This is a genomic window from Psychrobacter sp. bablab_jr014 (assembly GCF_016464015.1).
Classification (GTDB): Bacteria; Pseudomonadota; Gammaproteobacteria; order Pseudomonadales; family Moraxellaceae; genus Psychrobacter.
Genome location: NZ_JACDXT010000045.1, coordinates 76,515 through 99,475, shown reverse-complemented (window position 1 = coordinate 99,475; position 22,961 = coordinate 76,515). Strand labels below are relative to the sequence as shown.

Genomic DNA, 22,961 nt, shown 5'->3' with positions numbered 1-22,961 from the left:
GACCCCCATAAGTTGTGTTCAACTTATGGGGGTCAGTCCAATGATAGAGGGCTTTCTTGTGGCTGTGAATCCAATATGTTTAAATTAGATGTTAAATAAAACACTTCAAGTCTCAAAACCAAGACTTGATATAATCAATTAAGTCGCCAATACTGCCCCACAGCTTATTCTCTGGATTTCACCATGAGGTCAATGCGCCAGCGCTACTTTGACTGATAAAGCCATCAGGCGTTTGGCCGTTGGCCTTTTGCCATTGCTGGAAAGCTTTTTTGGTGTTGGTACCGATGACGCCATCCGCGCCTTTGGTGTCATAGCCCGCGCGCGTTAGGCGCTCTTGCAATGTGCGTACTTGGTTGGTCGATAGCGGACGCTCGTAGCGCGGCCATGATTTGCGCAGACCAATCTGCCCATCTATCGCACGACCGAGGAGACTCACACCAAGCGCGTAATTCGATGAGTTGTTGTATACCTTGATGGCATCAAAGTTTTTGCTCAGCAGCAGTGCTGGACCATCTTTGCCCGCAGGCAGCCAAAGCTCAAGCAAGGTATTGGCATCAAGAGTCACATCCGCTATGGTATCAATACCTGTCGATGCCCAATAGGCAGCGGTTTGCTTACTGCCTACTTGCGAATAGTCAAAACCTGCAGGAATGGTGACTTCATAAAATGGATCTAGGCCACGTACCCAGCCTGCATTATTTAAATAGCTGGCAGTTGAGGCCAGTGCATCAGCGGTCGCCCATGGATTTTTATGACCATTATAGTCGCCATCGATGCCTTCTTTGAGCCATGTTGCAGGAATAAACTGCGTCTGTCCCATACCGCCTGCCCATGAGCCTTCTAGCTGCGACCACGACACATCTCCGCGCTCAAGCAAGGTTAAGAGTGCAAGCAGCTGGTTTTCTGCAAAGTCTTGGCGACGACCGTCATAAGCAAGGCTCGCCAGCGCGCTGGGTAGATGCGTGTTGCCTGTCACCGCGCCATAAGCCGATTCCATCCCCCAAATGGCCGCAACGATTTCGGCATTGACGCCGTAGCGTGACTCAAGCCCTAATAAATAACTGCGCTGCTCGGAGAATTTACTTTTACCACGGCTCACACGGCCATCCGATACGGCAGAATCGGCATACTCCCATGGCATTTTTGAAAATTCAGGCTGCCCTGAATCTAAGGAGATAACGCTGCTTCTAAGCGACGCTGAAGCCAACAGACGCTGTAAGTCATTGGCATTGTAGCCTTGAGCCGCAGAACGGCGGATAAAGTCCATTTTCCAATCATCAAAGCTGGTGTAACTGGCTTTTGGTTCGGGTACGGGCTTTGGCGCAGGGGGCGCAGGTTTTGGTGTGACGCGCACCGTTTGCTGTTCGGTAATCTGCACATTGCCTTGGCGCACAGGCTTTTGCACTTGTGGCTGCATGGTCGGCTGGGTCGCACAGCCTGTTAATGCCAGCACCGATAACACCGCGATATGGGACTTTTTTAACATCATAATCATCTCGGATAGGAGTAGAAACAAAATAAATCAAATATAAAGCAAGGTAGATGACTCGCATGACTTTGAAAGATAAGGAACTTTACCCTCAAAAGGTCAAATTACTGTAGCAACAAATGCCCATAATGTCGATATGCAAATATCAATATCCTTACCCCCTATTCGCTTGATGTTTCTGATTGTTTTCTTTGCAGTATTGCAGGCGTGCTGGTCAATATGAGGACAGGCACAAAAAAAGACACGCGGCGGTGTCTTTTTATCATACTGCTTATTGGTTCTATTACACTGGCTCAGACAGTGACTGCCCTTTTTATAGCGTCTGATCGGTATCGTCTTTACCTTTTGCTTTTGCTTTGGCTTTTACTTTGTCTTTGGCGCTGCTGTCTTTGACAAGGTTGACCTCTGGCTTTGCAGCGGGCGTTTTTGGCGTTTTTTCTAACACCACAGGCACATCGTCGGTCTTTTCGGCAATATAGTTTCCGCCTGCAAACTGCATATTGGCAACGGTATCATCCGCGGTGCGGCGGCGGGCAGCGTCCATACTGACGGCAAAAACGCCGCGTATCAGCTGCCAGATAAAGCCCATAAACAGACCAACCACAAAGACACCAAGCACAGGTACAGCATTGGCAATAGCAGCAGGGATGTCTTTCATCAATACGGCATAGACGACGCTGATACTGGCAGGCGCAAGCACACTTGGGTCATCAAGTGCATGACCTGGGGTAAATAAAATCGCAAAAATCGCCACCCATGTGATACCGCCTAATGGACGTGGCAATACACGCGCGACCAATATCCACAGCACTAAGACCACCACTGAGCCGCCAATATAAGCGTACATCGGTAAGTCGGCAGGGGGGACATCTTTGACCATCTGACTCCACCAGATAACAATCTCGCCGAGAATGTCACTGATTTTGTCGAGTGGCAAACTTTGTATAATACTTTTTAACCAATCCATGCGGGGTAAGCTACCTGAATATACTAGGAATCTATGAGTCGCGTACGCTTGCAAATGCCATCATAAAAAGCGTCATTTACCTTTTATGGTACATCTGTTGGTATACAAGAAGACGCTAGTTTATCACGACTTTATGGCAAAATGCATACGCACTATGTAATGCACTCTATAACCTGTCCACAGACGCGGCGTCAAAGTGGCAGAAGTCCTTAGTGGTACTTGCTGTCCTGTAGCTCAAGGGCGCGCAGTTTGGCTTGATGGCGCATGACCTCAGCAGGCGGCATTTGCACATAGTATCCTTGAGATTTGAGCTTTTCAAGGACTTCATTTTTGTCCGCGCGTGCTAGCTTTTCGGTGGCATCAAGGTCTAAATGCATCACAAACTTGCTGGTGCCGAGACTTGCGCGAAAGTCTTTTGGCAAGACCGACAGCCAATCACGCACTGTCTCAGTATCGTCTGGATAATCAGGACGCGCAATGTAGACGTACATATCATCGTGTTTGGGAAATTTATAAATATCGCAGTGCATGGCTCACCTATAAGTTATTCAAAAAGTAACTGTTTTGTGGCGCTAAGCCTAGCACAATTTGCCCTATAAGCTAAAAAGGCAACACGAAAAAGCAGCAAAAATAGGCGATTTTGATGCGATTGTGCTTCTAAAAAGCTCAATATCTGAGCATGGCTTGACTATGCCTTATAAAATTAATCGTGATTAATGGCTTTGATGCCTTGTAAAAACAGCAGCAACCTTTCATAATAAAGCGGTTATTCAGGAGAGCGCACGCTAATTATCGCATGCCACCGAAGGCGCATCCACCCTGCCAATCGCTCAGGTAAAAGGACTGAATAACCCATGCCTTATGGTCACAAAACCACGGCATAACAAATCTGGAGAGCGGCAAGCACGGATGACGACTTGCCCACCGAAGGGGAGAAAACGCCAGCGCGATACCATGCTGGACGTTGAAAATCTCAGGTCACAGGACAGATAGGGCTATATGACCAGTATCTTTACTGGTTTGGCTTTATTGACGTTCTTCTCCACTATGTAATGACGCTTTTGCCGTCTTTAGGATTTGTTATGACCGACACCACACAAGCAGCAGACGCCCCACAAAAAACCCCACTGTACCAAGCCCATATCGATAGCGACGGCAAAATCGTTGACTTCTCAGGATGGCTACTGCCTATTCATTATGGCTCACAAATTGACGAGCACGAGGCGGTACGCACGGACGCTGGGATGTTTGACGTCTCGCACATGGTCGTCGTCGATGTGACAGGCAAAGACAGCAAAGCATGGCTACAAAAGCTGCTCGCCAATGATGTCAACAAACTCAAAAAAGTCGGTAAGGCGCTGTATTCTGCCATGCTCAACGAGCAAGGCGGCGTGATTGACGACCTTATTGTTTACTTAATGAACGAAGAAGAAACCGCCTACCGCATCGTCTCAAACGCCGCGACCCGCGCAAAAGATTTGGCGCAGTTTGGACGCGTTGCCGAAGGCTTTGACGTCACCATCACCGAGCGTCCTGAGCTTGCGATGCTTGCAGTTCAAGGGCCAAACGCGATTGCCAAATTATCAAATGCCAAGCCTGCTTGGGCGGACACCTTAGCAGGTCTCAAGCCATTTGTCGGTGCAGACTTGACCGAGATTGAAGGCGATGATTGGTTTGTCGCCCGTACAGGCTACACAGGTGAAGACGGCGTTGAAGTGATTCTGCACGCTGATGACGCACCTGCCTTTTTTAACCTATTAAAAGAACACGGCATCCAGCCAGCGGGACTTGGTGCACGCGATACCTTGCGCATGGAAGCGGGCATGAACCTCTACGGTCACGATATGGATGAGACCATTAACCCGTATGCTTGCGGCATGAGCTGGACATTGGCGCTCAAAGACGAGCGCGACTTTGTCGGTCGCTCCGCCCTACTTGCCAGCAAACAAGCCGATGACAATACGTTGATGAAGCAAGTCGGTTTGCTGCTAGAGACACGCGGCGTGCTGCGTGAAGGCATGAGCGTCACCATCAATCAAGGTACGGACAACGAAGCGACAGGCATCATCACCAGTGGCACCTTCTCACCGACCCTAAAACAATCTATCGCCATTGCGCGTGTCCCTGCCAGCCTAACCGATGGCGACAGCGTCCAAGTCGATTTGCGCGGTAAAGGCAAATTTGTCGATGTGCGCGTGCTTGATTTGCCGTTTGTACGTCATGGCAAGGCACAATTTGATTAAGCAGACTGTTTTCAAAGGATGACCACTAATGCTGCCTTTCGTATCAAAAAATAAGTACGCTGCTTTTATCGCATTATTGGCTACATTGGTGGCTGTTCCTGCTTCTGCTGCAAACCAGCAATACGATTGGACACCCTTTTTTAAGTCTTGGGAAAATGCTTGTGAGCTTGAGCCGCAAGAGGTGATGTTTACTAGCATGCTGCCTGATTCTGAAACTTTGGCATTAGGCAGTATTGTCGTTCCTAAAAAGTATGCGCTAGCCGTTGATAGTGCGCTGACCACGACCTTTTATGATATGGACGGCAACCTTAGTAGTAAAGGTGATGCCAATTATTTTGATACCCGTTTTGATGTTGTCGGCAGTTATTACGGTATACCGATGGCAAGCATTGGCTTTGTCGGTGGTGTTGGTAATGGTATTTACATGCCTTACTTTGTATTAAACGCCAACATTACGGATGTCAGAAAAACCTTAAGACAAAAAAATATCGTTATCAATTATGAATCTTCAGAGTTTCATGACTCAGATATGTATGGAAATTCAGATATTGGTATGGAAATACAAGTGAATGACAAAGACCCGACACGTACGGATATTATTTGTAACTTCTCAAACTAACTTGACGCGCTGCGGAGTTTTTCATTGAGAAGTGCATTGTATCTTATATACTACAAACTCTTATTAAGTACCTTTTAAGGAGATGAAACATGAGCAACATTCCTGCCGAATTAAAGTACGTTGCCAGCCACGAGTGGCTACGCCTAGAAGACGACGGCACCATTACTGTGGGCATCACTGACCACGCCCAAGATTTGCTGGGCGATGTGGTCTTCGTTGAGCTGCCAGAAGTCGGCGATTCGGTCGCGGTCGATGACGAAATCGCCGTTGTTGAGTCGGTCAAGGCGGCATCAGACGTCTACGCGCCACTATCAGGCGAAATCGTTGCTATCAATGAAAATCTAGAAGACGAGCCAGAAATCATCAACTCTGACCCGTACGGTGATGGCTGGTTCTTTAAGATCAAGCCACTAAACGCTAATGACTATGATGAGCTGTTAAGCGCTGAAGATTACCAAAACGAGCTATAAGCTTATAGCTTTGCCATTTTAAAAACAGCTAAATATTCATTTATTTACAGGTACTAAGGCACGCTTGGTATCTGTCCTCATTTTTACCTTTTGGCACTTTTATACGTGCGCACCTTTTTATTTTTATATGTGTTTCAGACGCTTCGGCTTAGGAGTTATTGATGGGCAATCAAGAGCAAACCAACACCATAGACAGCACGCATTTAGACAGCTTTCGTGCGGTGGTCGAATCGCGCCGTTCGGTACGTCGTTTTACCGACACGCCCATTCCTGATGATGTTCTTAGTGAGTGTTTGCGCCTTGCGATGCTTGCGCCCAACTCCAGCAACTTACAGCCGTGGGAATTTTTTGTCATTGACAGTCCTGATGCTCGCGCCAAAGCAGTGGAAAACTGTATGCGCCAAAATGCGGCAAAGACCGCAGCGCGCTTAATCGCTATCGTTGCGCGTACCGACAATTGGCACGAGCACGCCAAACAAGTGCTGCGCGAATATCCGCTGTCACCTGTCCCCAAAAAAGTTAAAGACTATTACGGTCGCTTGATTCCGCTGGAGTTCGCACGCGGTCCTGTCAATGTGCTGTCCCTTGCCAAATGGGGCGTGACGCAAACGCACCGCCAGCTTAAAGGTCCGATTAAGTCGCCGTATTACACCCTTGAAGACATCAAGCAATGGGCGACCAACAATACCGCGCTGGCTGCCGAAAATTTAATATTGGCCCTACGCGCCCATGGTTTTGACAGCTGTGCGATGGGCGGTTTTGATGAACCTGCGATGAAAGAGCTCTTAAACCTTGGCGAGCACCAGCATATCGTGATGATGCTCGCCGCAGGCGAACGCGCCGACAAAGGCATCTACCACCCGCAGTTTCGCTTTGCCCAAGAACAATTTGTCCACTATATCTGATCCAAGCTACGCCACGCATCAGCGCATCGTCGTTGGCGCAATGATTTATTTTTTGTGTCACCCCTCGTAAAGACTTTTAGTTAAGGATTGTCATGACTCTATCCCAACGCCCTACCTTTGCTACGTTCCAAGGCTTGTTTAACGATGCCGAATTTGTCTACCGCCATCTTGGTTCAAACGATGAGATTCAGCAAGAGATGCTGTCTGCGATTGGCTACGATGATATGGACAGCTTTATCAATGACACCGTGCCCGAGCCTGTTCGTTTGCACAAAGACTTAAACTTGCCAAAAGCCATCAGCGAACACGCTGCCCTTGCCAAATTGCGCGGCATGGCGGACAACATCACAGTCAATAAAAGCTATATTGGTCAAGGCTATTCGCCTGTGCGTATGCCTGCGGTCATTCAGCGCAATGTACTCGAAAATCCAGGCTGGTACACCGCTTACACGCCGTATCAAGCGGAGATTTCACAAGGTCGCCTAGAGGCGCTATTAAACTTCCAGCAAGTGTGTATTGACTTGACGGGACTAGAATTGGCGGGCGCGTCATTACTTGATGAAGCCACCGCCGCTGCCGAAGCGATGGCCATGTCTAAGCGCGTAAGCAAAAGCAAATCAAACGCCTTTTTTGTCGATGAGCGCGTGTATCCACAAACGCTCGACGTCATCAAGACGCGTGCCAAATACTTTGGCTGGGAAGTAGTCGTCGGTGATTTTGACACCGCAACATCAGGCGATTACTTTGGCGCGCTGTTCCAGTACGTGGGTAAAGAAGGCGACGTTAAGGACTTGAGCGACGTTATTAGCGCGGTAAAAGCCAATAAGACCTATACCACGGTCGTGAGCGACATTATGAGCCTTGTGTTGCTCAAGTCGCCTGCCGAGATGGGCGCGGACATTGCGCTTGGCAGCACCCAGCGCTTTGGTATCCCTATGGGCTTCGGTGGTCCACACGCCGCCTACTTTGCCTTTAGTGATAAGGCAAAACGCTCGGCGCCTGGTCGCATCATCGGTGTATCAAAAGACGCCGAGGGCAACACCGCCCTACGCATGGCGCTACAGACCCGCGAGCAGCACATCCGCCGCGAAAAAGCCAACTCCAACATCTGCACCTCACAAGTGTTGCTCGCCAATCTTGCAGGTATGTACGCTGTGTATCACGGTCCAAACGGGCTACAGCGCATCGCCACACGTATTCATGCGCTCGCCAGCGCCTTTGCCAGCGCTATCGATCAAAGCGCTGAGCTAAATGTGGTGCATCAGCAGTTCTTTGATACGGTCTTGGTTGATTGCGGTTCAGAAAAGCTGGCTACCCAAATCTTTGATAATGCGGACAACTTAGGCTATAACCTATGGCGCATTAGCGACAACAAAATTGCGGTATCCTTTAGCGAAACCAGCGACAGCGAAGACTTTGCGGTCTTAACCCAGCTGTTTACCAATAAAGCGCAAGACTTGCCAGCTGACGCTACTTTTTCACTGGACAGTGCGCATTTGCGTACCGATGACATTTTGACGCATCCTGTGTTTAATTCGCACCATACCGAGCACGAGATGCTGCGCTATTTAAAATCGCTTGAGGACAAAGACCTTGCGATGAACCGCAGCATGATTTCACTTGGCAGCTGCACCATGAAGCTCAACGCCACCAGCGAGATGCTGCCGATTACGTGGGATGAGTTTGCCAATGTGCATCCGTTCGCCCCGCGTGACCAAGTCAAAGGCTATATCGAAATGATTGATAGCCTACAAGACCAGCTCAAAGCCATCACAGGCTTCGACGCCGTGTCTATGCAGCCAAACTCTGGCGCGTCAGGCGAATACGCAGGTCTACTCGCTATTCGCCGTTATCATGAGTCACTGGGCGAGACCGAACGCGATGTGTGCTTGATTCCAAAATCGGCACATGGCACCAACCCCGCCACCGCGATGATGATGGGTATGCAAGTGGTCGTGGTCAATACCGATGACAATGGTAACGTTGATGTTGCTGATCTGACCGCCAAATGTGAAGAACACAGCGCACGCTTGGGCGCACTGATGATTACTTACCCATCGACGCACGGCGTATTTGAAGAGGGCATCCGTCATATCTGCGACCTCATCCACAGTCACGGCGGTCAAGTGTATATGGACGGCGCAAACATGAACGCGCAGGTCGCCATCATGCAGCCAGCGGACGTGGGCGCGGACGTATTGCACATGAATCTACACAAAACCTTCTGTATCCCGCACGGCGGCGGCGGTCCTGGTATGGGGCCTATCGGTATGCAAGCGCACCTTGCGCCATTTATGGCAAACCACGTGGTCAGCCCTGTACACAATGCTGAAAAAGAAGGCATGGCGGTATCGGCTGCCCCGTATGGCTCGGCGAGCATCTTGCCTATCTCATGGATGTACATCACTATGATGGGTCGCGATGGTCTATTAAAAGCCACCAATCTTGCGCTGCTCAACGCCAACTACGTGGCAAATGCGCTTAAAGACGATTACCCCGTCCTGTATACAGGTAAAGGCGGTCGTGTGGCGCATGAGTGCATCATTGATATCCGTCCGCTAAAAGAGAAAACAGGCTTTAGCGAAACTGACATCGCCAAGCGCTTGATGGACTATGGCTTCCACTCGCCCACTATGAGTTTCCCTGTCGCGGGCACCTTGATGATTGAGCCGACAGAATCTGAGCCAAAAGCCGAGCTTGATCGCTTTATCTCTGCGCTCAAAGCCATCAAAGCCGAAGCGTTAAAAGCGCATAGCGAAACCGATGGCTGGAGCTTGACGGATAACCCGCTGGTCAACGCGCCGCATACCGCGTCCATGATTACCAAAGACACATGGGAACATGCCTACAGCCGCGACGAAGCCGCCTTCCCGCTGCCGTACGTACGTGCGCATAAGTTCTGGCCAAGCGTTGCCCGTATTGATGATGTGTATGGGGATAAGAATCTGATGTGCTCATGCCCAAGTATTGAAAACTATATGTAAGTTTAGCCATAAGTAATTGCTAAAAATACATACAGTCAACCTAAGAGAAAATTAATACAGCGAAATTGAAGGGTATTTTTCGTAGCCTCTGGAGACGCAGTCACAGCAAGCAAGAAAAATATTCTTCGATTGAGCGAATGTATCGCGCTGTATCTTATTTTGTCAGGCTCAACGATACAAAAGCCCCTACGTCAGCGCTTGACTTAGGGGCTTTGTTTTTCTTACGCTTAGGCTATCGACTGTATTTTATTTTTGTGTGTTCGCTTAGCGGTTTTAACCGTTTGCTTTATTTATATTGCCCAATGGAAGAAGCTCATGAGTATCCCACCCACTCCAAAAGCCAACCGCGTCATTTTAATTCACGGTCTGCACCAGACCGCCTGGGTTATGCGCCCGATGGCAAAACGCTTACAAGCGCAAGGCTTTCGCACCCATCAATATGCGTACCGCAGCATGCGCGATGACGTCCAGACCAATAGCCGCCGCCTAAACGACTGGCTCACGCAGTATCACGACCCTGAGCAGCCGATTGACCTTGTCGGGCACAGCTTGGGCGGGCTGATTATCCGTGATTTTGTTTATCGGTATTCCAAATGGATGATTGGACGCTGTGTGACACTTGGCACGCCGCATACTGGCAGCACTTGCGCTGAATATATTAAGCGCCTCTCGCCTGTGATGATGGGACGGGCTTATAAAGGGGCGCTTGATGGCGGCGTGCCTGCTTTGCCCGCGCACATTATGCTTGGGGTGATTGCAGGGGACAAGCCTTACGGGGTCGGGCAGCTGTTTTTGGAATACCACAATCGCAAACTGCGTCGCCATGGTCAACCGCTACCGCTCGGCGAGCGTGCGCATGATGGCACCGTGTATGTGAGTGAAACCAAAATTGAGGGCGCGTGCGACCATTTGGTATTGCCTGTAACACACACGGGGATGCTGGTCAATCCTGAAGTGGCGCGGCAAACGCTGCATTTTTTGCAGCATGGGGAGTTTAACCACGCCAAACGGGCGCAGCCTTTATAAGCGGCAATGAACAAAGCTTATCAAGGCTGTAGCGCATTTAAAAATAAGTAAAGAAACCGCTTAAGCCAAGCCCATCCCTTGCTTTAGCTCCGCTTGATGGGTTTTGATTAATGGAATCAGCGTGTCTGTGACCCATGCTTGACGCCAGCCTTGCAAGCCTTCAGGCAGCGCCTCGGCATCTTGCTCTTTGCCCAGTGCGACGACTTCGTATAAATCGTTCAGCCACTTTTTACGCATTAGGACATTTTTGGGCACACCAATGGCTGCCGCATGCTGATTGACCGCCTTTTGTACCGCGTTGCTTAAGGTTTTATTTTTTGAACGATACGGCGGTAATGGCGGCGCGGGCTGCTCAGCATGGTGCGTGTCTTTGGCGGTCTTAATCACGGTTAACAGCTCTTCACCATACAGGCGTATGATTTGTCGATGCATGGTGGTCTTGTGCATCAGCTCGCGGATGTTTTTGGGCTGCATCTCCACAATTTCGCGCATCGCCTGTTTTTTAATAATAAAGGTACGTGGCTGATTGGTGGCACGTGCCAGCGATTCGCGCCACGCCGCCACGTCACGCAAGATGGTCATCTGCACAGGATTGTAGCGAAAGTCCGCCATGCTCTGATACATGTCTTCGTCTTTAATGTGTTGTACGCCGTGCAGCTCATAGGCGTACATCTGACAATCTTGCCATACCGCATCCATCAGCCCTTGTTCCTCTAAACAAATTTGCAAGCGTTCATATAAAGCAACCAGATAGCGCACATCGGCAATCGCATAGCGCTCTTGCTCATCGGACAGTGGGCGCTGGAGCCAATCAGACTGGCTTTGTTCTTTATCGACATGGATGTCTAGGACATCACTGATGGCTTTTTGATAGCCGATTTGTAAATCACCTGTCAAATACGACAAAGCAATCTGGGTATCAAAGATATTGCTGAGCGGTGCGCAGCCTGAGAGCAAATAAAAAATGCCCAAGTCTTCACCGCACGCGTGCCAAATGGCAACTTTGATAGACGCAAGCACTTCCCATAGCGCATCAAGGCGCAATTTTGGTGCATCGAGCAAATAAATGCGGCTGCCTGTATTCACCTGCATAAGTGCCAAGCGCGGATAGTAGGTATCGCGCTTAATAAACTCGGTATCGAGCGCCACGACTTGGCTGTCTTCAATAGCATCGATGACTGCGTCTAATTTAGTTTGCTCTGACACCCATGTGACAGGCAGCGCATCGGCAGCCGCCACGACAGCGGCAGCACCGGGCGCACGCAGCGCTTCATAAGCAGAAGAGGTAGAGGCAGAAGACGGTTCAGACACAGAACAATACCTTATTATCAGGATAAAAATAGGACGCATATAAAAAAGGGCAAGCAAAGCCACGTAAGATGGCGCGCTTGCCCAGTATAATAACATCTTTATGACAAAGAGATAACACGCACAAAAAGTACAACTAAAGGGGTTATCATCTCATGGTTTAACACTTGTATTTAAAAAATACCTTATAAAAAAGCGCGGTTTTGTAGCGCTTGACCCAGCGTCATGCTGTCCAAATACTCAAGCTCGCCGCCCATAGGTACGCCTTGCGCAAGACGCGTGACCTTTTGCACATGGCGGCTGACCGCCTCGCTGATAAAATGCGCGGTGGTCTGCCCTTCAACGGTCGTGCCTGTGGCGAGTATCAGCTCATCTATCGGCTCTTGCTGCACGCGCTGTACCAGCTGGTCGATATGCAAATCATCGGCACTGATACCGTCAATGGGCGATAAATGCCCGCCCAACACAAAATAGCGCCCCTGATAGCCCGCCGTCTGCTCAATCGCCATCACGTCCGCCGCCGTCTCAACCACGCACAACACGCTGTCATCACGGCGCGGGTCTTGGCACAGTGGACACACCGCCTCATCACTAAAGCTGTGGCAGTGCTGACACTCAACGATACCGCGCATCGCCTCATCAAGCGCGGCGGCGAGCGCCATACCTTGTGGGCGTTTTTTGCTCAGTAAATGCAGCGCCATACGTTGGGCGCTCTTTTGTCCTACCCCTGGGAGGATACGCAGCTGTTGTACCAGTGCATCAAACTTGGCTGTAAGCAAAGCGGCTTCCTTTATCTGTTGCGATTAGTAGTCATCGGCGGTCTGTGATTGCGGTTATTCTTGTTTATAATACTGCTAAGTTATTGAAAATAAATGGTATCAATCACAAAGCCCATCTATAAAAATGGGGTCGCATCCTATGGATAACAACCCCAAATCCGCGCTGACTGCCGTTTTATTACACTAAAAAAACAGCAGTCAATCGCTTATGTTTATGCTTGATCAAAAGACTTATTTAGAACAAGCCTTGCATGCCTGGTGGCAAGCCCATGCCCGAAGTTGCGCCCGCCATGGTCTCTTCATACAGCTCGTCCGCTTGACGTACCGCATCGTTAATTGCCGCAGCAATCAAGTCTTCAATCATATCAGGCTCGTCTTCAAGTAGGCTTGGGTCGATGCTTAGGCGCTTGACCACATGGCGACCTGTCATGGTCACTTTGACCAGACCGCTGCCCGCTTCTGCGTGGACTTCTTTATTTGCCAATTCTTTTTTTGCCGATTCGACATTGGCTTCGACTTTCTTTTGCATGTTTTGTGCTTGCTGCATCAATGCTTGAATGTTCATAACTGCCTCGAGTGCTGGTGAATAAGGGAATACCTAAAAACTAAATTCGTTGTAATCGTGAGCATCATAACGATGCGCTGGCGCTGATTATACCGCCATCTTTATAAACTGTCTAAACCACGCGCCAAGTCTTTGATAATGTCATCAGCGTCCTCTAGCCCGACCGATAGGCGAATTAAGCCGTCTTTGACACCTGCTTCTGCACGCGCTTCTGGCGTCAAGCGAAAATGCGTGGTGGTCGCAGGATGGGTGATGGTGGTTTTGGCATCGCCAAGATTATTAGTGATAGATATCATGCGCGTGTTGTCAATCACATGCCACGCGGCGGCTTTTTCGTCTTTATCCGCTGAGGCTTTAACTTCAAAGCCCATAATCGCGCCGTAGCTGTCTTTGAGATGGTGCTGCGCTTGCGCCAATGCGTGCGCAGGATGGTCAGTAAGTCCTGAAAAATGCACTTTGCTGACTTTTGGATGCGCGTCCAAAAATGCCGCCACTTGGTTGGCATTGTGGCAATGCGCCTGCATACGCAGTTTAAGCGTCTCAAGCCCTTTGGTAAACACCCACGCGTTAAACGGGCTCATGCTGATACCGCCCGTACGCACCACGGCAAAGGTTTCTTGCATCAAGGCATCGCTGCCGACCAATGCGCCGCCAAGCACGCGCCCTTGACCGTCCAGATATTTGGTCGCTGAATGAATGACCACATCCGCGCCCAGCTCTAGCGGACGCTGCAAGGCTGGCGTAGCAAAGCAGTTGTCCACGACCAATAAGATATCATTGGCGCGGGCGATTTTGCTTAAAGCTTTAATGTCGCAAATTTGCGCTAACGGATTGCTTGGGCTTTCGCAATACATCACTTTGGTATTCGGCTGCACGGCATTCGCCCACGCGTCATTGTCAAAGCAATCGACATAGCTGACTTCGATACCAAGCTTTGCCATATAGTTGTTAAACAAACCAATTGATGAGCCAAACAGCTGATTGGCGGCGAGCAGATGGTCGCCTGCTTTTAAATACGCCAGACACATGGTCAAAATCGCGCCCATGCCTGAGGCAGTCGCTACCGCACGCTCACCGTTTTCGAGCGCAGCAAGACGGCGCTCAAAGGTGCGCACGCTTGGGTTGGTGTGGCGTGAGTAGACATTGCCCGTCTTACCACCATCAAAGTGCGCGGCAGCATCGGCGGCAGACTCATACACATAAGAGCTGGTGGTAAAAATCGGCTCGGCGTGCTCGCCCTCATCGGTGCGGTGCTGACCTGCACGTACGGCGATGGTTTGCATACCGTAATCTTGGCTTAAGTCTAAGGCATCATCACGCCAGTTGGCATCGAGGTTGGTAGCATTTTGGGTATTTTGACTCATAAATCGTCCGTTTTTTTGTTGGTATCTGACTGACAGCCTCTCAGCCACGCTCACTTATGCGTGCATGTTGTATCATTTGGCTGTGTGTGTAAATGCCACCTATCATAGCACGCTCGCTTATGCACCGCAGCAGCGACTTTGCAGACGGTCATCAGGCTACTGTCTGGTCAAATCAGCACGGTAATTGATTTTTTATAGGATATGTTTTTTGTTTAACAATCAACAAAAACGACATTTTGTCTGAGACAACTGCTTTTTTGGGTACAATAAGCCGATTTTAATTCATATATTTTTATATTAGCGTCATGATCGCATGGTTATCCCAGCACAAATAGTGCGTAAGAACGGCGGTAACTACACTGTTATTACAATTTTGGCAGCTCAAAGGCTTGTTTGATAACAGTCTGCTACATATTAAAAACCAAGAAGTCGTTATTATGAAACATAATGTTTCGCTCATCGTTTGGGACGATTGATTTTATTTTTTGTCATATTTTACCGTTTATCAGATTTTCTTATAACCATATTGATAGACGTTTTATTAACTTTTTATAACTTGCTTTTTGTTGGCTTTGGTTTCAGTACAGTTAGGGTTCATTTATTATGCCAATGTTTGAGATAGATTCTGGTTACTTACTGCTGATACTGGTGTTGGTGCTGATAGTGCCGTTAAGCGCTTGCCAAAGTCTCCCCCCAGAACCACATTTGGCCAAAAGTCTGGTACTCTCTGAGCGCATCAATACACTGTACCAAAAAACAAACGATGCGGCCGCCCAAGACAATACCGTGGGCGGCGCGTCTACCGAAGCGACTGATTTGGTCGCGGCCATCAGTGAGCAAAACGAAATCCACCCCGATTTATCAGGTTATCATCCGATTGTAACAGGTGCGAATGCCTTTGCTGCGCGCAGTATTTTAACGGGTATGGCCAAGCGCACCATTGACGTGCAGTACTATATTTGGCACGATGACCAAGCAGGCCAATTACTGCTTAGAGACTTGTGGGATGCGGCCGAGCGCGGGGTGATTGTGCGCTTATTGCTCGATGATTTTAATAGCAGTCCTGAGCTTGACCAACAGTTATTGCGTTTTTCTAGCCACCCAAACATTGCCGTACGTATCATCAATCCTTTGATGCATCGTAAATTTCAAGCGCTCAATTTTGTGACAGGTTTACCGCGTATCAATCGGCGTATGCACAATAAAAGCATGATTTTTGATAAGCAAATTACCATTATTGGTGGGCGCAATATTGGCAATGAATACATGAGTAACGACCAGCGCAGCCAGTTTGCGGATCTTGATGTTTTGCTGATTGGTAAAGTGGTTGGCGATATTGATAACAGCTTCGTTAACTATTGGTCATCCAATCTATCCTTTGATATAGAAACCTTGATAAAACCTGAGGACAATCCGCCCAAAGATTTTATTGCAGGTCTTGATAAGCTCAGTGTTGATGAGGCGGAGCATCTACAAAGCAGTCTTTCGGTCTATAAATCGGCGATTGAGGACTCTACGATTGATACCGATTTAATCAGTAAGCGGATTCTCTTTCGCTGGACAGACATGCAGTTTTTGAGTGACGATGTCAAAAAACTCAGCAAAACCGCCCCCGCTGAGACCAACTTGGTACATCAGCTGCGCACCCTACTCGGTCGCCCTTCAGACAAGCTGACCATCATCTCCTCTTACTTTGTACCCACCAAAAATGGTGTGGATACCTTAGTTCAGCTGGCTGAGTCAGGGATTGATATCAAAATTTTAACCAACTCTTTTGATGCAACCGATGTGACTGCGGTGCATTCTGGCTATAGCCAGTGGCGTCCTAAGCTATTAAGAGCAGGTATCAAAATCTACGAGCTAAAATCAACAGCCAGTGATGAAAAGCGCGACAACAAACTGTGGAAAGCGCGCAGTCAGTCGTCAACGAGCCTGCATGCTAAGACCTTTGCTGTTGATGACCATCAAGTCTTTATCGGTTCATATAACGTCGATCCACGCTCTGCGAATATCAATACAGAAATGGGCGTTATCATTAATGATGACGAGCTGGCGCGCCAGTTGCACGAAGCGCTCAGTAACGATCTGCTAAACCAAGCCTATGAAGTCAAACTGACAGATGCAGATAGACTTGAGTGGCATACGCTTGAAAACGGTGAGCCTATGGTCTATGACAGTGAGCCACGTGTAGACTTTACCGATCATATTTGGCTGACCATCATGTCGTGGTTGCCGATTGATTGGCTGTTATAACCATAATGATACATGCCTACGCTACTTCGGTAGGTGCTATATAGCTTAGGGCAGCTTATCGTTTGTGGCTGCCTTGTTGTTTTACTTTTGTGGCCATACTCTGTTGCGCCACACGCTCTAATAAGTGTGTTTGTTTATGCCAAATCGTTCACCATACGCCTTGATGTCAACACAAGATAAAAATATGGTTGCTTTTACCTGCACCTGTAGTGCGGTCTTGTTTTTTGATTTTCTGATTTATTTGTATTTAGCAGACATTATTTCAACCACGATGTTTTCGGCCAATATGGATAAGCAGTTTTCGGGGGTACAAAGCCTAGGGCTATTTGCCGCTGGTTATTTAGCTCGCCCATTAGGGGGACTTTTTTTTGGACGTTATGGAGACATTGTCGGGCGTAGACCTGTATTCATTGCGACACTGATGGTGACAGCAGGCACAATGTTTGCGATGGCGTTAATCCCTTCTTATGCCGAATGGGGGGTTGCTGCACCACTGCTATTCATTGTGCTGCGTTTGATTCAGGGCATGGCGTTTGGGGTCTATGTGCCTTTGTCTTGGATATTCATCTCTGAGCATCTACCACGTCAGTATTTAACGGTTGGTTGTAGTTATATTACTGCCAGTTTCATTTTGGGCGTGCTGTTTTGTAATGCATTTTTCAGCTGGTTGACAAATACATTAAGCCCTGGTGAGATGCTGGCCTACGGCTGGCGCTTTCCATTTATGTTAGCCGCACTAATCAGTTGTCTACCGCTTTTAGGCTGGCGTTATATTAAGGAGTCACCGTACTTTTTGCAGATGCAAAAAACGCTACCTGCCGACTATAAACCGCGCCCTTTAAAGCTGTTGGTAACCCATTGTCGTCAGGCAATATTTGTCACCATGATGCTCACATTAGTTATCTCCAGCATCACTTTGGTTGTGGTGCTATTGATGCCTGAGCTGACGGCACTGAATTTTTCTGTAGATAATGATTTATTTAACTTTTCGCACAGTTTAGGCTTGGTGTTTATGATGATTGGCTGTGTATTTTATGGCGTCATTTCTAACAACAATAACTTCGGCCAGATATTAATCATTGGCTGCGCCTTTCTGATTTTACAAGTGTTTGCCTTTTTCTACCAGTTACAGGCAGGGGGCGATTATCTGCTGATTATGTATGCGCTTTTAGGGTTTGCGGCAGGCATTATCGGTATGGTACCTGCTGTGTTTGTAAAGATGTTCTCGACCAACGTGCGTGTGAGTGGCCTGTCGATTGTTTATAACGTCATGTATGCCTTTGTTGGCGGCGTTATGCCCTTTGTCATCAGTTATTTAACAAGTATTATCAGCTTTTCGCCTGCGCTATATACAGCGTTCGTCAGTATTATCGGTATCATTATGGGGTTGTATTTTTACAACCTACCTGAGTTTAAGGGCATTGATCATGTACTGCGTTAGGTATGGCTCATGGGGTGATGGACTGGGCTGCATTTATTGGCAAAACCTTTTACAATAGGCGCTTTATTATCCTGTCCATTTGTACCATGACGAGTTTTAGTGGCTGTGGTGTAAATATGGTGTCATGCCTGCTCATTTTAATTGATATGAATCGGTATGGCGCCGCTTACATTGCAGAGGACAAAATAATGCAAACCTATACCTAGCAAGGCTTTCAGGCTAAATGATTGATTTAATGAAAAATAAGAGATTGTCGATTGCGCCGATGATTGACTGGACCACGACTGACTACCGTTACTTTGCGCGATTGTTCAATCCGCATGTCTATCTGTATACCGAGATGATAAGCACAGGTGCGCTGCTCTTTGGCAATCGTGAGCGTCATCTGCGCTTTGATACCCTTGAGCATCCGCTGGTGCTACAGCTTGGCGGTGCAGATGCAGACGAGATGACGCAATGCACGATACTGGCGCAAGAGTACGGCTACGATGAAGTCAATATCAATGTCGGCTGCCCATCTGACCGTGTCCAACACAATAAAATTGGGGCATGTCTGATGGCAGAGCCTGAGACGGTAGCCAAGGCATTTTCTGCGATGCAAGCAGCGGTTGACATCCCTGTGACGGTCAAGCATCGCATCGGTATTGATGACTTTGACAGTTATGAGTTTATGCATCAGTTTGTGGAGACGGTCGCTGCTGCTGGCTGTGAGCGCTTTATCGTGCATGCGCGTACCGCATGGCTACAAGGGCTCAGTCCCAAGCAAAACCGCGAGATTCCGCCGCTGCGCTATGATGATGTGTACCGCTTAAAGCAAGACTTCCCTACCCTTGAGATTGAGATTAATGGCGGCGTGACCACGATTGAGGACATTGAGCAGCATCTACAACATGTCGATGGCGTGATGATTGGGCGCGCGTTTTATCACAATCCCTATCTGCTTGCTGAAGCAAATCGCTTGTGGGGCACGCCTGTGCCATCGCGCGCTGATGTGCTTGCCGTACTGTATCCGTATTTAGAAAAACAAGTGGCACAAGGCGAAGCGCTGCCAACGATGACGCGTCATTATTTGGGCCTGTTTCAAGGCTTAACAGGCGCGCGCAAATGGCGACAGGCTTTAAGTGGCAAGCCACATTTAAAGATTGCAGACATCAAGCAGGCTGCTGACGAGGTTTTGGCACTTAATCCTGAGGCTTAACTTTAATGCTGCAAAGCTTGATTTTGAATACATAAAAAGCGCGCCAAGTGATGACTGGGCGCGCTTTTTTGATTGGCTGGCTAAAAAGAATAAGTATTAAGGCATTTGGCTGACAAACTGCCACATAGCCATACCATTATTAACAATATGCAAGACAATCGGCAGCAGTATCGAGCCTGAGCGGTAGCGCGCATAGGCAAACAGTAGCGCCAACACCACGAGCGAACCAAGCTCATAAAACCCATATTGTAGATGAATCGCCGCGAAAAGCACACTGGTCAACACGCTGGCAACGAGTGCGCCGCGCTTGGGATGTGCGCTTGAATCAAACTGCTCGGCTATCGCTGACCACAGCAGGCCACGAAACACCAACTCTTCGTATATTGGCGCGACAATCACCACCACAAGAACCAAGAGCCATAAATGATTGACCGAACGGTACAAGACATCCATAAACAGCATGGTGTCTTCGTCTAATAAATAGGTCAGACTTTGGCTAATCAATGCATATAGTAGCCAAAGTCCCAGCATGACAAGGGTCGTGCGCCACGTTATCAAGCGCACTGCCAAGTAGTGCTTTAGTGACGCACCGCGCATACGTACCAATGCGATGCTGACCGCGCTCAACATTACTGCGCTAAACAGCACCGATAGACTGACAATAGTGCCATCGCTACCGCCCAAGGACAAAATATCGACCACGCTTAGGGTATCGGCACTCGGCAACAAGAGCGCGCCTGCCAAATACACCCCAACCAGCTGAGCAACCAAAAACAGCAATAGCATACCGATGACCAGTACCACCGTAGCAGTACGCGAAAATACAGGCGATTTGGACGCATTGGCCACAGATGCAGACATAAAAAACTCAGTACGTAGAAATCAGAATAACGGCGGAAAACCGCATATTATCTAGGGCGTGTCTTCAATTCAAACGTTAACAATTAAATGGGCTAGTAAAACAGACAACAGCTACACAGCGGCGGCTAATTGCTTGGCAATAATAGACAGCACTCTGTCTCCGACTGCATCGGGATACTCTAATGGGAACATGTGCCCGCCAGCATGCGTCTCAAAAGGGATGCCCAAGCGTTTGTTGATTTGCTGCGGAAACTGGCGCTTTAAAAATAAGCTTTCTTCACCAATGATAAGTGTCACTGGTGGCTTGGGCGCTTCGTTGGGTTTGAGCCAGTACCATGACGGATTGGTACGAAACACCGCGACTTCGACTGCTTTAGGAATGGCAAGCGTTACTCGGCCATCTACGCGCTCATCAAGTCCATGTTCGATATAGCCTTGAAAGCTACGCTCGTCAAAATCTTTAAAAAATCCTTTATGGCGCAATTTTTCATACGCTTCGTCACGGCTCGCCCACACATCACGGCGGTGCTTGGACACGCCAGCGGGCGACAGCTTGTCCATAAGGCGGTGATTCATCATCGGCAGCTTATCAGTCACTTTAGCGACGTGCCACAAAAAGCTGGTCTTACCATATATCCATGGTGGGTCAAGCAGCACGGCTTGCGCCACAGACTCAGGCGCTTTATACAGCGCTTGCAACGTACACAACGCCCCAAGCGAGTGCCCAAGCGCCACCACTTGCGCCACGCCATGTTTTGCACGTGCCTGTGCGATGCTATCGACCACTTGCTGAGTTAATCGCTGCCAATGGTTGTCAACAGGATAATTTGGGTGCGTGCCCAGACGCTCAATATATTCAATGGTAAAAAATGGCTCAAGCTTCGCAAACAGCGGCGCATAGACCGCGCTTGGCATCCCATTGGCATGTGCAAAATGCAGTACAGGTTTGCCCGTGATTGTGGAGGCTGGTAGATGCTCAAGGCTGAGCGCAGATAACGTATCCATAATAAACTCGTATTGGTATCCATCATTGTTATTGTCATACTTGTTATTGACATTGACAGCGCATTGCTCGCGATAGCAAAGCGCGCTAGCCTATTGTTACCCGCAAGTGCAACCAATGCAAGGTAAAAGGCAGACCTTGGTATTCATCACCCAGCGTCTTTGTGATACAAAAAACGCCACAAAGTGATGAGGACTTTGTGACGCTAATCGCTTGCATACGTCGTTTATGCTTAACGCATTTCGGCGGTGTTTTCTTCTTTAGAAAGCATATCAAGGTCTAAGCTTGAGCCAATGCCTGCGCCCATCTTCACAGCAAAGCGATCCATAAATAATGAAAACGGATCAACAGGCGTATAGTTGACAGCGGTATCTACGCCAAGCTCTTTTTCAAGGCTTGCGATGCTGCCTTTTTTGTCCGCCAAACCAAGCGCGATAGATTGCTCACCTGTCCAAAATAAGCCAGAGAACAGCTTGTTTTGTTCTGGGTTTTTGAGTCTGTCGCCGCGACCTTCTTTGACCGCATTGATAAAGTGCTGATGCGTATTTGCCAAGACTTTTTCAACATGCTGCTCTTCATACTCAGTCAATGGCCGCGACATGCTCAAGATGTCCTTGTACTCGCCAGCAGTAATGGTGCGGTCTTCAACACCGACCTTGTCCATTAGCCCTTCGACATTGTAGTTGGGCATAATCACGCCGATTGAACCAACCAAGCTTGACGGATTAACGTAGATTTCATCGGCAGCCGATGCAATGTAATACGCGCCTGAGGCACCAATATCACCGATGACCGCGTACAGTTTTTTGTCAGGATACTCTTGGCGCAAGTCCATCATGGTTTGCCAAATTTCATCTGACTGTACAGGCGAACCACCTGGGGAGTTGATGTCCAGCGCGACCGCTTTTGAATTGCTGTTTTCAAAGGCAGCAGTCAACGCTTTACTGACCTCATAAGCATTGGCAGGGTCGTCATTGCTGATGGTGCCTTGCAGCTCAACCACGGCCAAATGCGGCGAGCTGGTATCAATTTCGATACCCGTAGAATCGCTAGAGCTACAACCGCGACCGAGTATCAAGAATAAAAATAGAATATAACCAAAGGTCAATAGTTTGAAAAAGATACTCCAGCGGCGGGCGCGGCGCTGCTCTTCTACGCTGGCAAGTAGGGTTTTTTCAATCAGTCGCCACTCTTGACCAGACGGCTGCTGGTAGTTTTGCGGCTGGTTTTGTGGTGGCTGAATGGGGTTGTTCGGGCGTTTATTGGGGTCTGGTGGCCAGTTGGGCATAGCATTTCCTACGGTGACTTACGCTAAAGATAAAACAAAAATAAGGGCAATCGGTTTGCTCAGCAATCACGCACCAGTATGGTGACGTTTTTCTATCGGTTCAATAGTAATCGCGTGAACCGCGCGTTTTTTATAAAGCTTATTGATCAATCCACTATAAAATGAATGCAGTGCTGCTGGTGTGAATTTTGCGAAGCC

General features: G+C 48.5%; 19 protein-coding genes and 2 riboswitches. Of the genes, 9 read left to right on the top strand and 10 right to left on the bottom strand.

Going from position 1 to position 22,961, the window contains the following annotated elements; genetic code table 11:
* Positions 1-178 precede the first annotated feature (178 nt).
* The 3 genes from JIE71_RS10045 to JIE71_RS10035 all read right to left on the bottom strand — a co-directional run bounded on the left by JIE71_RS10045 (position 179) and on the right by JIE71_RS10035 (position 2,986).
* A complete protein-coding gene (locus tag JIE71_RS10045; protein ID WP_199508578.1) occupies positions 179-1,489 on the bottom strand; it encodes a lytic murein transglycosylase in 1,311 nt (436 codons plus the stop codon).
* A 313-nt stretch (positions 1,490-1,802) separates the two neighbouring features.
* Positions 1,803-2,456, bottom strand: a complete 654-nt coding sequence (locus tag JIE71_RS10040) for a hypothetical protein (protein ID WP_199508577.1) — start codon at positions 2,454-2,456, stop codon at positions 1,803-1,805.
* Positions 2,457-2,665: 209 nt separating this feature from the next.
* Positions 2,666-2,986 carry a YcgL domain-containing protein gene (locus JIE71_RS10035; RefSeq protein ID WP_199508576.1) on the bottom strand — a complete coding sequence of 107 codons (321 nt, stop codon included), beginning with the start codon at positions 2,984-2,986 and terminating at the stop codon, positions 2,666-2,668.
* Between the two features lie 231 nt (positions 2,987-3,217).
* Positions 3,218-3,312, top strand: a riboswitch (glycine riboswitch).
* A gap of 23 nt (positions 3,313-3,335) precedes the next feature.
* A riboswitch (glycine riboswitch) is annotated at positions 3,336-3,455 on the top strand.
* A gap of 83 nt (positions 3,456-3,538) precedes the next feature.
* Between JIE71_RS10035 and gcvT the strand changes: the two genes are divergently transcribed.
* The 6 genes from gcvT (at position 3,539) to JIE71_RS10005 (ending at position 10,703) form a co-directional block, all read left to right on the top strand.
* Positions 3,539-4,699: a glycine cleavage system aminomethyltransferase GcvT gene (gene gcvT / locus JIE71_RS10030; protein ID WP_199508575.1), complete on the top strand. Its 1,161-nt coding sequence runs from the start codon at positions 3,539-3,541 to the stop codon at positions 4,697-4,699.
* Positions 4,700-4,727: 28 nt separating this feature from the next.
* Positions 4,728-5,318 (top strand): hypothetical protein, encoded by a 591-nt coding sequence (locus tag JIE71_RS10025; RefSeq protein ID WP_199508574.1) that lies wholly within the window; start codon positions 4,728-4,730, stop codon positions 5,316-5,318.
* A gap of 89 nt (positions 5,319-5,407) precedes the next feature.
* A complete protein-coding gene (gcvH, locus tag JIE71_RS10020) occupies positions 5,408-5,788 on the top strand; it encodes a glycine cleavage system protein GcvH (protein WP_199508573.1) in 381 nt (126 codons plus the stop codon).
* Between the two features lie 161 nt (positions 5,789-5,949).
* Positions 5,950-6,693 (top strand): nitroreductase family protein, encoded by a 744-nt coding sequence (locus JIE71_RS10015; protein WP_199508572.1) that lies wholly within the window; start codon positions 5,950-5,952, stop codon positions 6,691-6,693.
* A 92-nt stretch (positions 6,694-6,785) separates the two neighbouring features.
* Positions 6,786-9,677, top strand: coding sequence for an aminomethyl-transferring glycine dehydrogenase (gcvP, locus tag JIE71_RS10010; RefSeq protein ID WP_199508571.1), 2,892 nt, complete (start codon positions 6,786-6,788; stop codon positions 9,675-9,677).
* Positions 9,678-9,992: 315 nt separating this feature from the next.
* A complete protein-coding gene (locus tag JIE71_RS10005) occupies positions 9,993-10,703 on the top strand; it encodes an esterase/lipase family protein (RefSeq protein WP_199508570.1) in 711 nt (236 codons plus the stop codon).
* Positions 10,704-10,763: 60 nt separating this feature from the next.
* Here the strand turns inward: JIE71_RS10005 and JIE71_RS10000 are convergent, their stop codons facing one another.
* The 4 genes from JIE71_RS10000 to JIE71_RS09985 form a co-directional block, all read right to left on the bottom strand.
* A complete protein-coding gene (locus tag JIE71_RS10000; protein WP_323126931.1) occupies positions 10,764-12,014 on the bottom strand; it encodes a ribonuclease D in 1,251 nt (416 codons plus the stop codon).
* A 182-nt stretch (positions 12,015-12,196) separates the two neighbouring features.
* Positions 12,197-12,790, bottom strand: coding sequence for a recombination mediator RecR (recR, locus tag JIE71_RS09995; protein ID WP_199508568.1), 594 nt, complete (start codon positions 12,788-12,790; stop codon positions 12,197-12,199).
* Positions 12,791-13,025: 235 nt separating this feature from the next.
* On the bottom strand, positions 13,026-13,355 hold the full coding sequence (locus JIE71_RS09990) for a YbaB/EbfC family nucleoid-associated protein (RefSeq protein WP_199508567.1): 330 nt from the start codon (positions 13,353-13,355) through the stop codon (positions 13,026-13,028).
* 101 nt (positions 13,356-13,456) lie between these two features.
* Positions 13,457-14,719, bottom strand: coding sequence for an O-succinylhomoserine sulfhydrylase (locus JIE71_RS09985; protein WP_199508566.1), 1,263 nt, complete (start codon positions 14,717-14,719; stop codon positions 13,457-13,459).
* Between the two features lie 603 nt (positions 14,720-15,322).
* Here JIE71_RS09985 and JIE71_RS09980 point away from each other — a divergent pair.
* The 3 genes from JIE71_RS09980 to dusA all read left to right on the top strand — a co-directional run bounded on the left by JIE71_RS09980 (position 15,323) and on the right by dusA (position 19,611).
* Positions 15,323-16,972 (top strand): phospholipase D family protein, encoded by a 1,650-nt coding sequence (locus JIE71_RS09980; RefSeq protein ID WP_199508565.1) that lies wholly within the window; start codon positions 15,323-15,325, stop codon positions 16,970-16,972.
* A gap of 136 nt (positions 16,973-17,108) precedes the next feature.
* Positions 17,109-18,413, top strand: a complete 1,305-nt coding sequence (locus JIE71_RS09975; RefSeq protein WP_199508564.1) for an MFS transporter — start codon at positions 17,109-17,111, stop codon at positions 18,411-18,413.
* Between the two features lie 223 nt (positions 18,414-18,636).
* Positions 18,637-19,611, top strand: a complete 975-nt coding sequence (gene dusA, locus JIE71_RS09970) for a tRNA dihydrouridine(20/20a) synthase DusA (RefSeq protein WP_199508563.1) — start codon at positions 18,637-18,639, stop codon at positions 19,609-19,611.
* A 96-nt stretch (positions 19,612-19,707) separates the two neighbouring features.
* Here dusA and JIE71_RS09965 read toward each other — a convergent pair whose 3' ends face one another.
* From JIE71_RS09965 to sppA, 3 genes are all read right to left on the bottom strand, one after another.
* Complete coding sequence (locus JIE71_RS09965) at positions 19,708-20,472, bottom strand: CPBP family intramembrane glutamic endopeptidase (protein ID WP_228284635.1); 765 nt, start codon at positions 20,470-20,472, stop codon at positions 19,708-19,710.
* 111 nt (positions 20,473-20,583) lie between these two features.
* Positions 20,584-21,477, bottom strand: coding sequence for an alpha/beta fold hydrolase (locus tag JIE71_RS09960; protein WP_199508562.1), 894 nt, complete (start codon positions 21,475-21,477; stop codon positions 20,584-20,586).
* Positions 21,478-21,707: 230 nt separating this feature from the next.
* Positions 21,708-22,763: a signal peptide peptidase SppA gene (gene sppA / locus JIE71_RS09955; RefSeq protein WP_199508561.1), complete on the bottom strand. Its 1,056-nt coding sequence runs from the start codon at positions 22,761-22,763 to the stop codon at positions 21,708-21,710.
* Positions 22,764-22,961 lie beyond the last annotated feature (198 nt).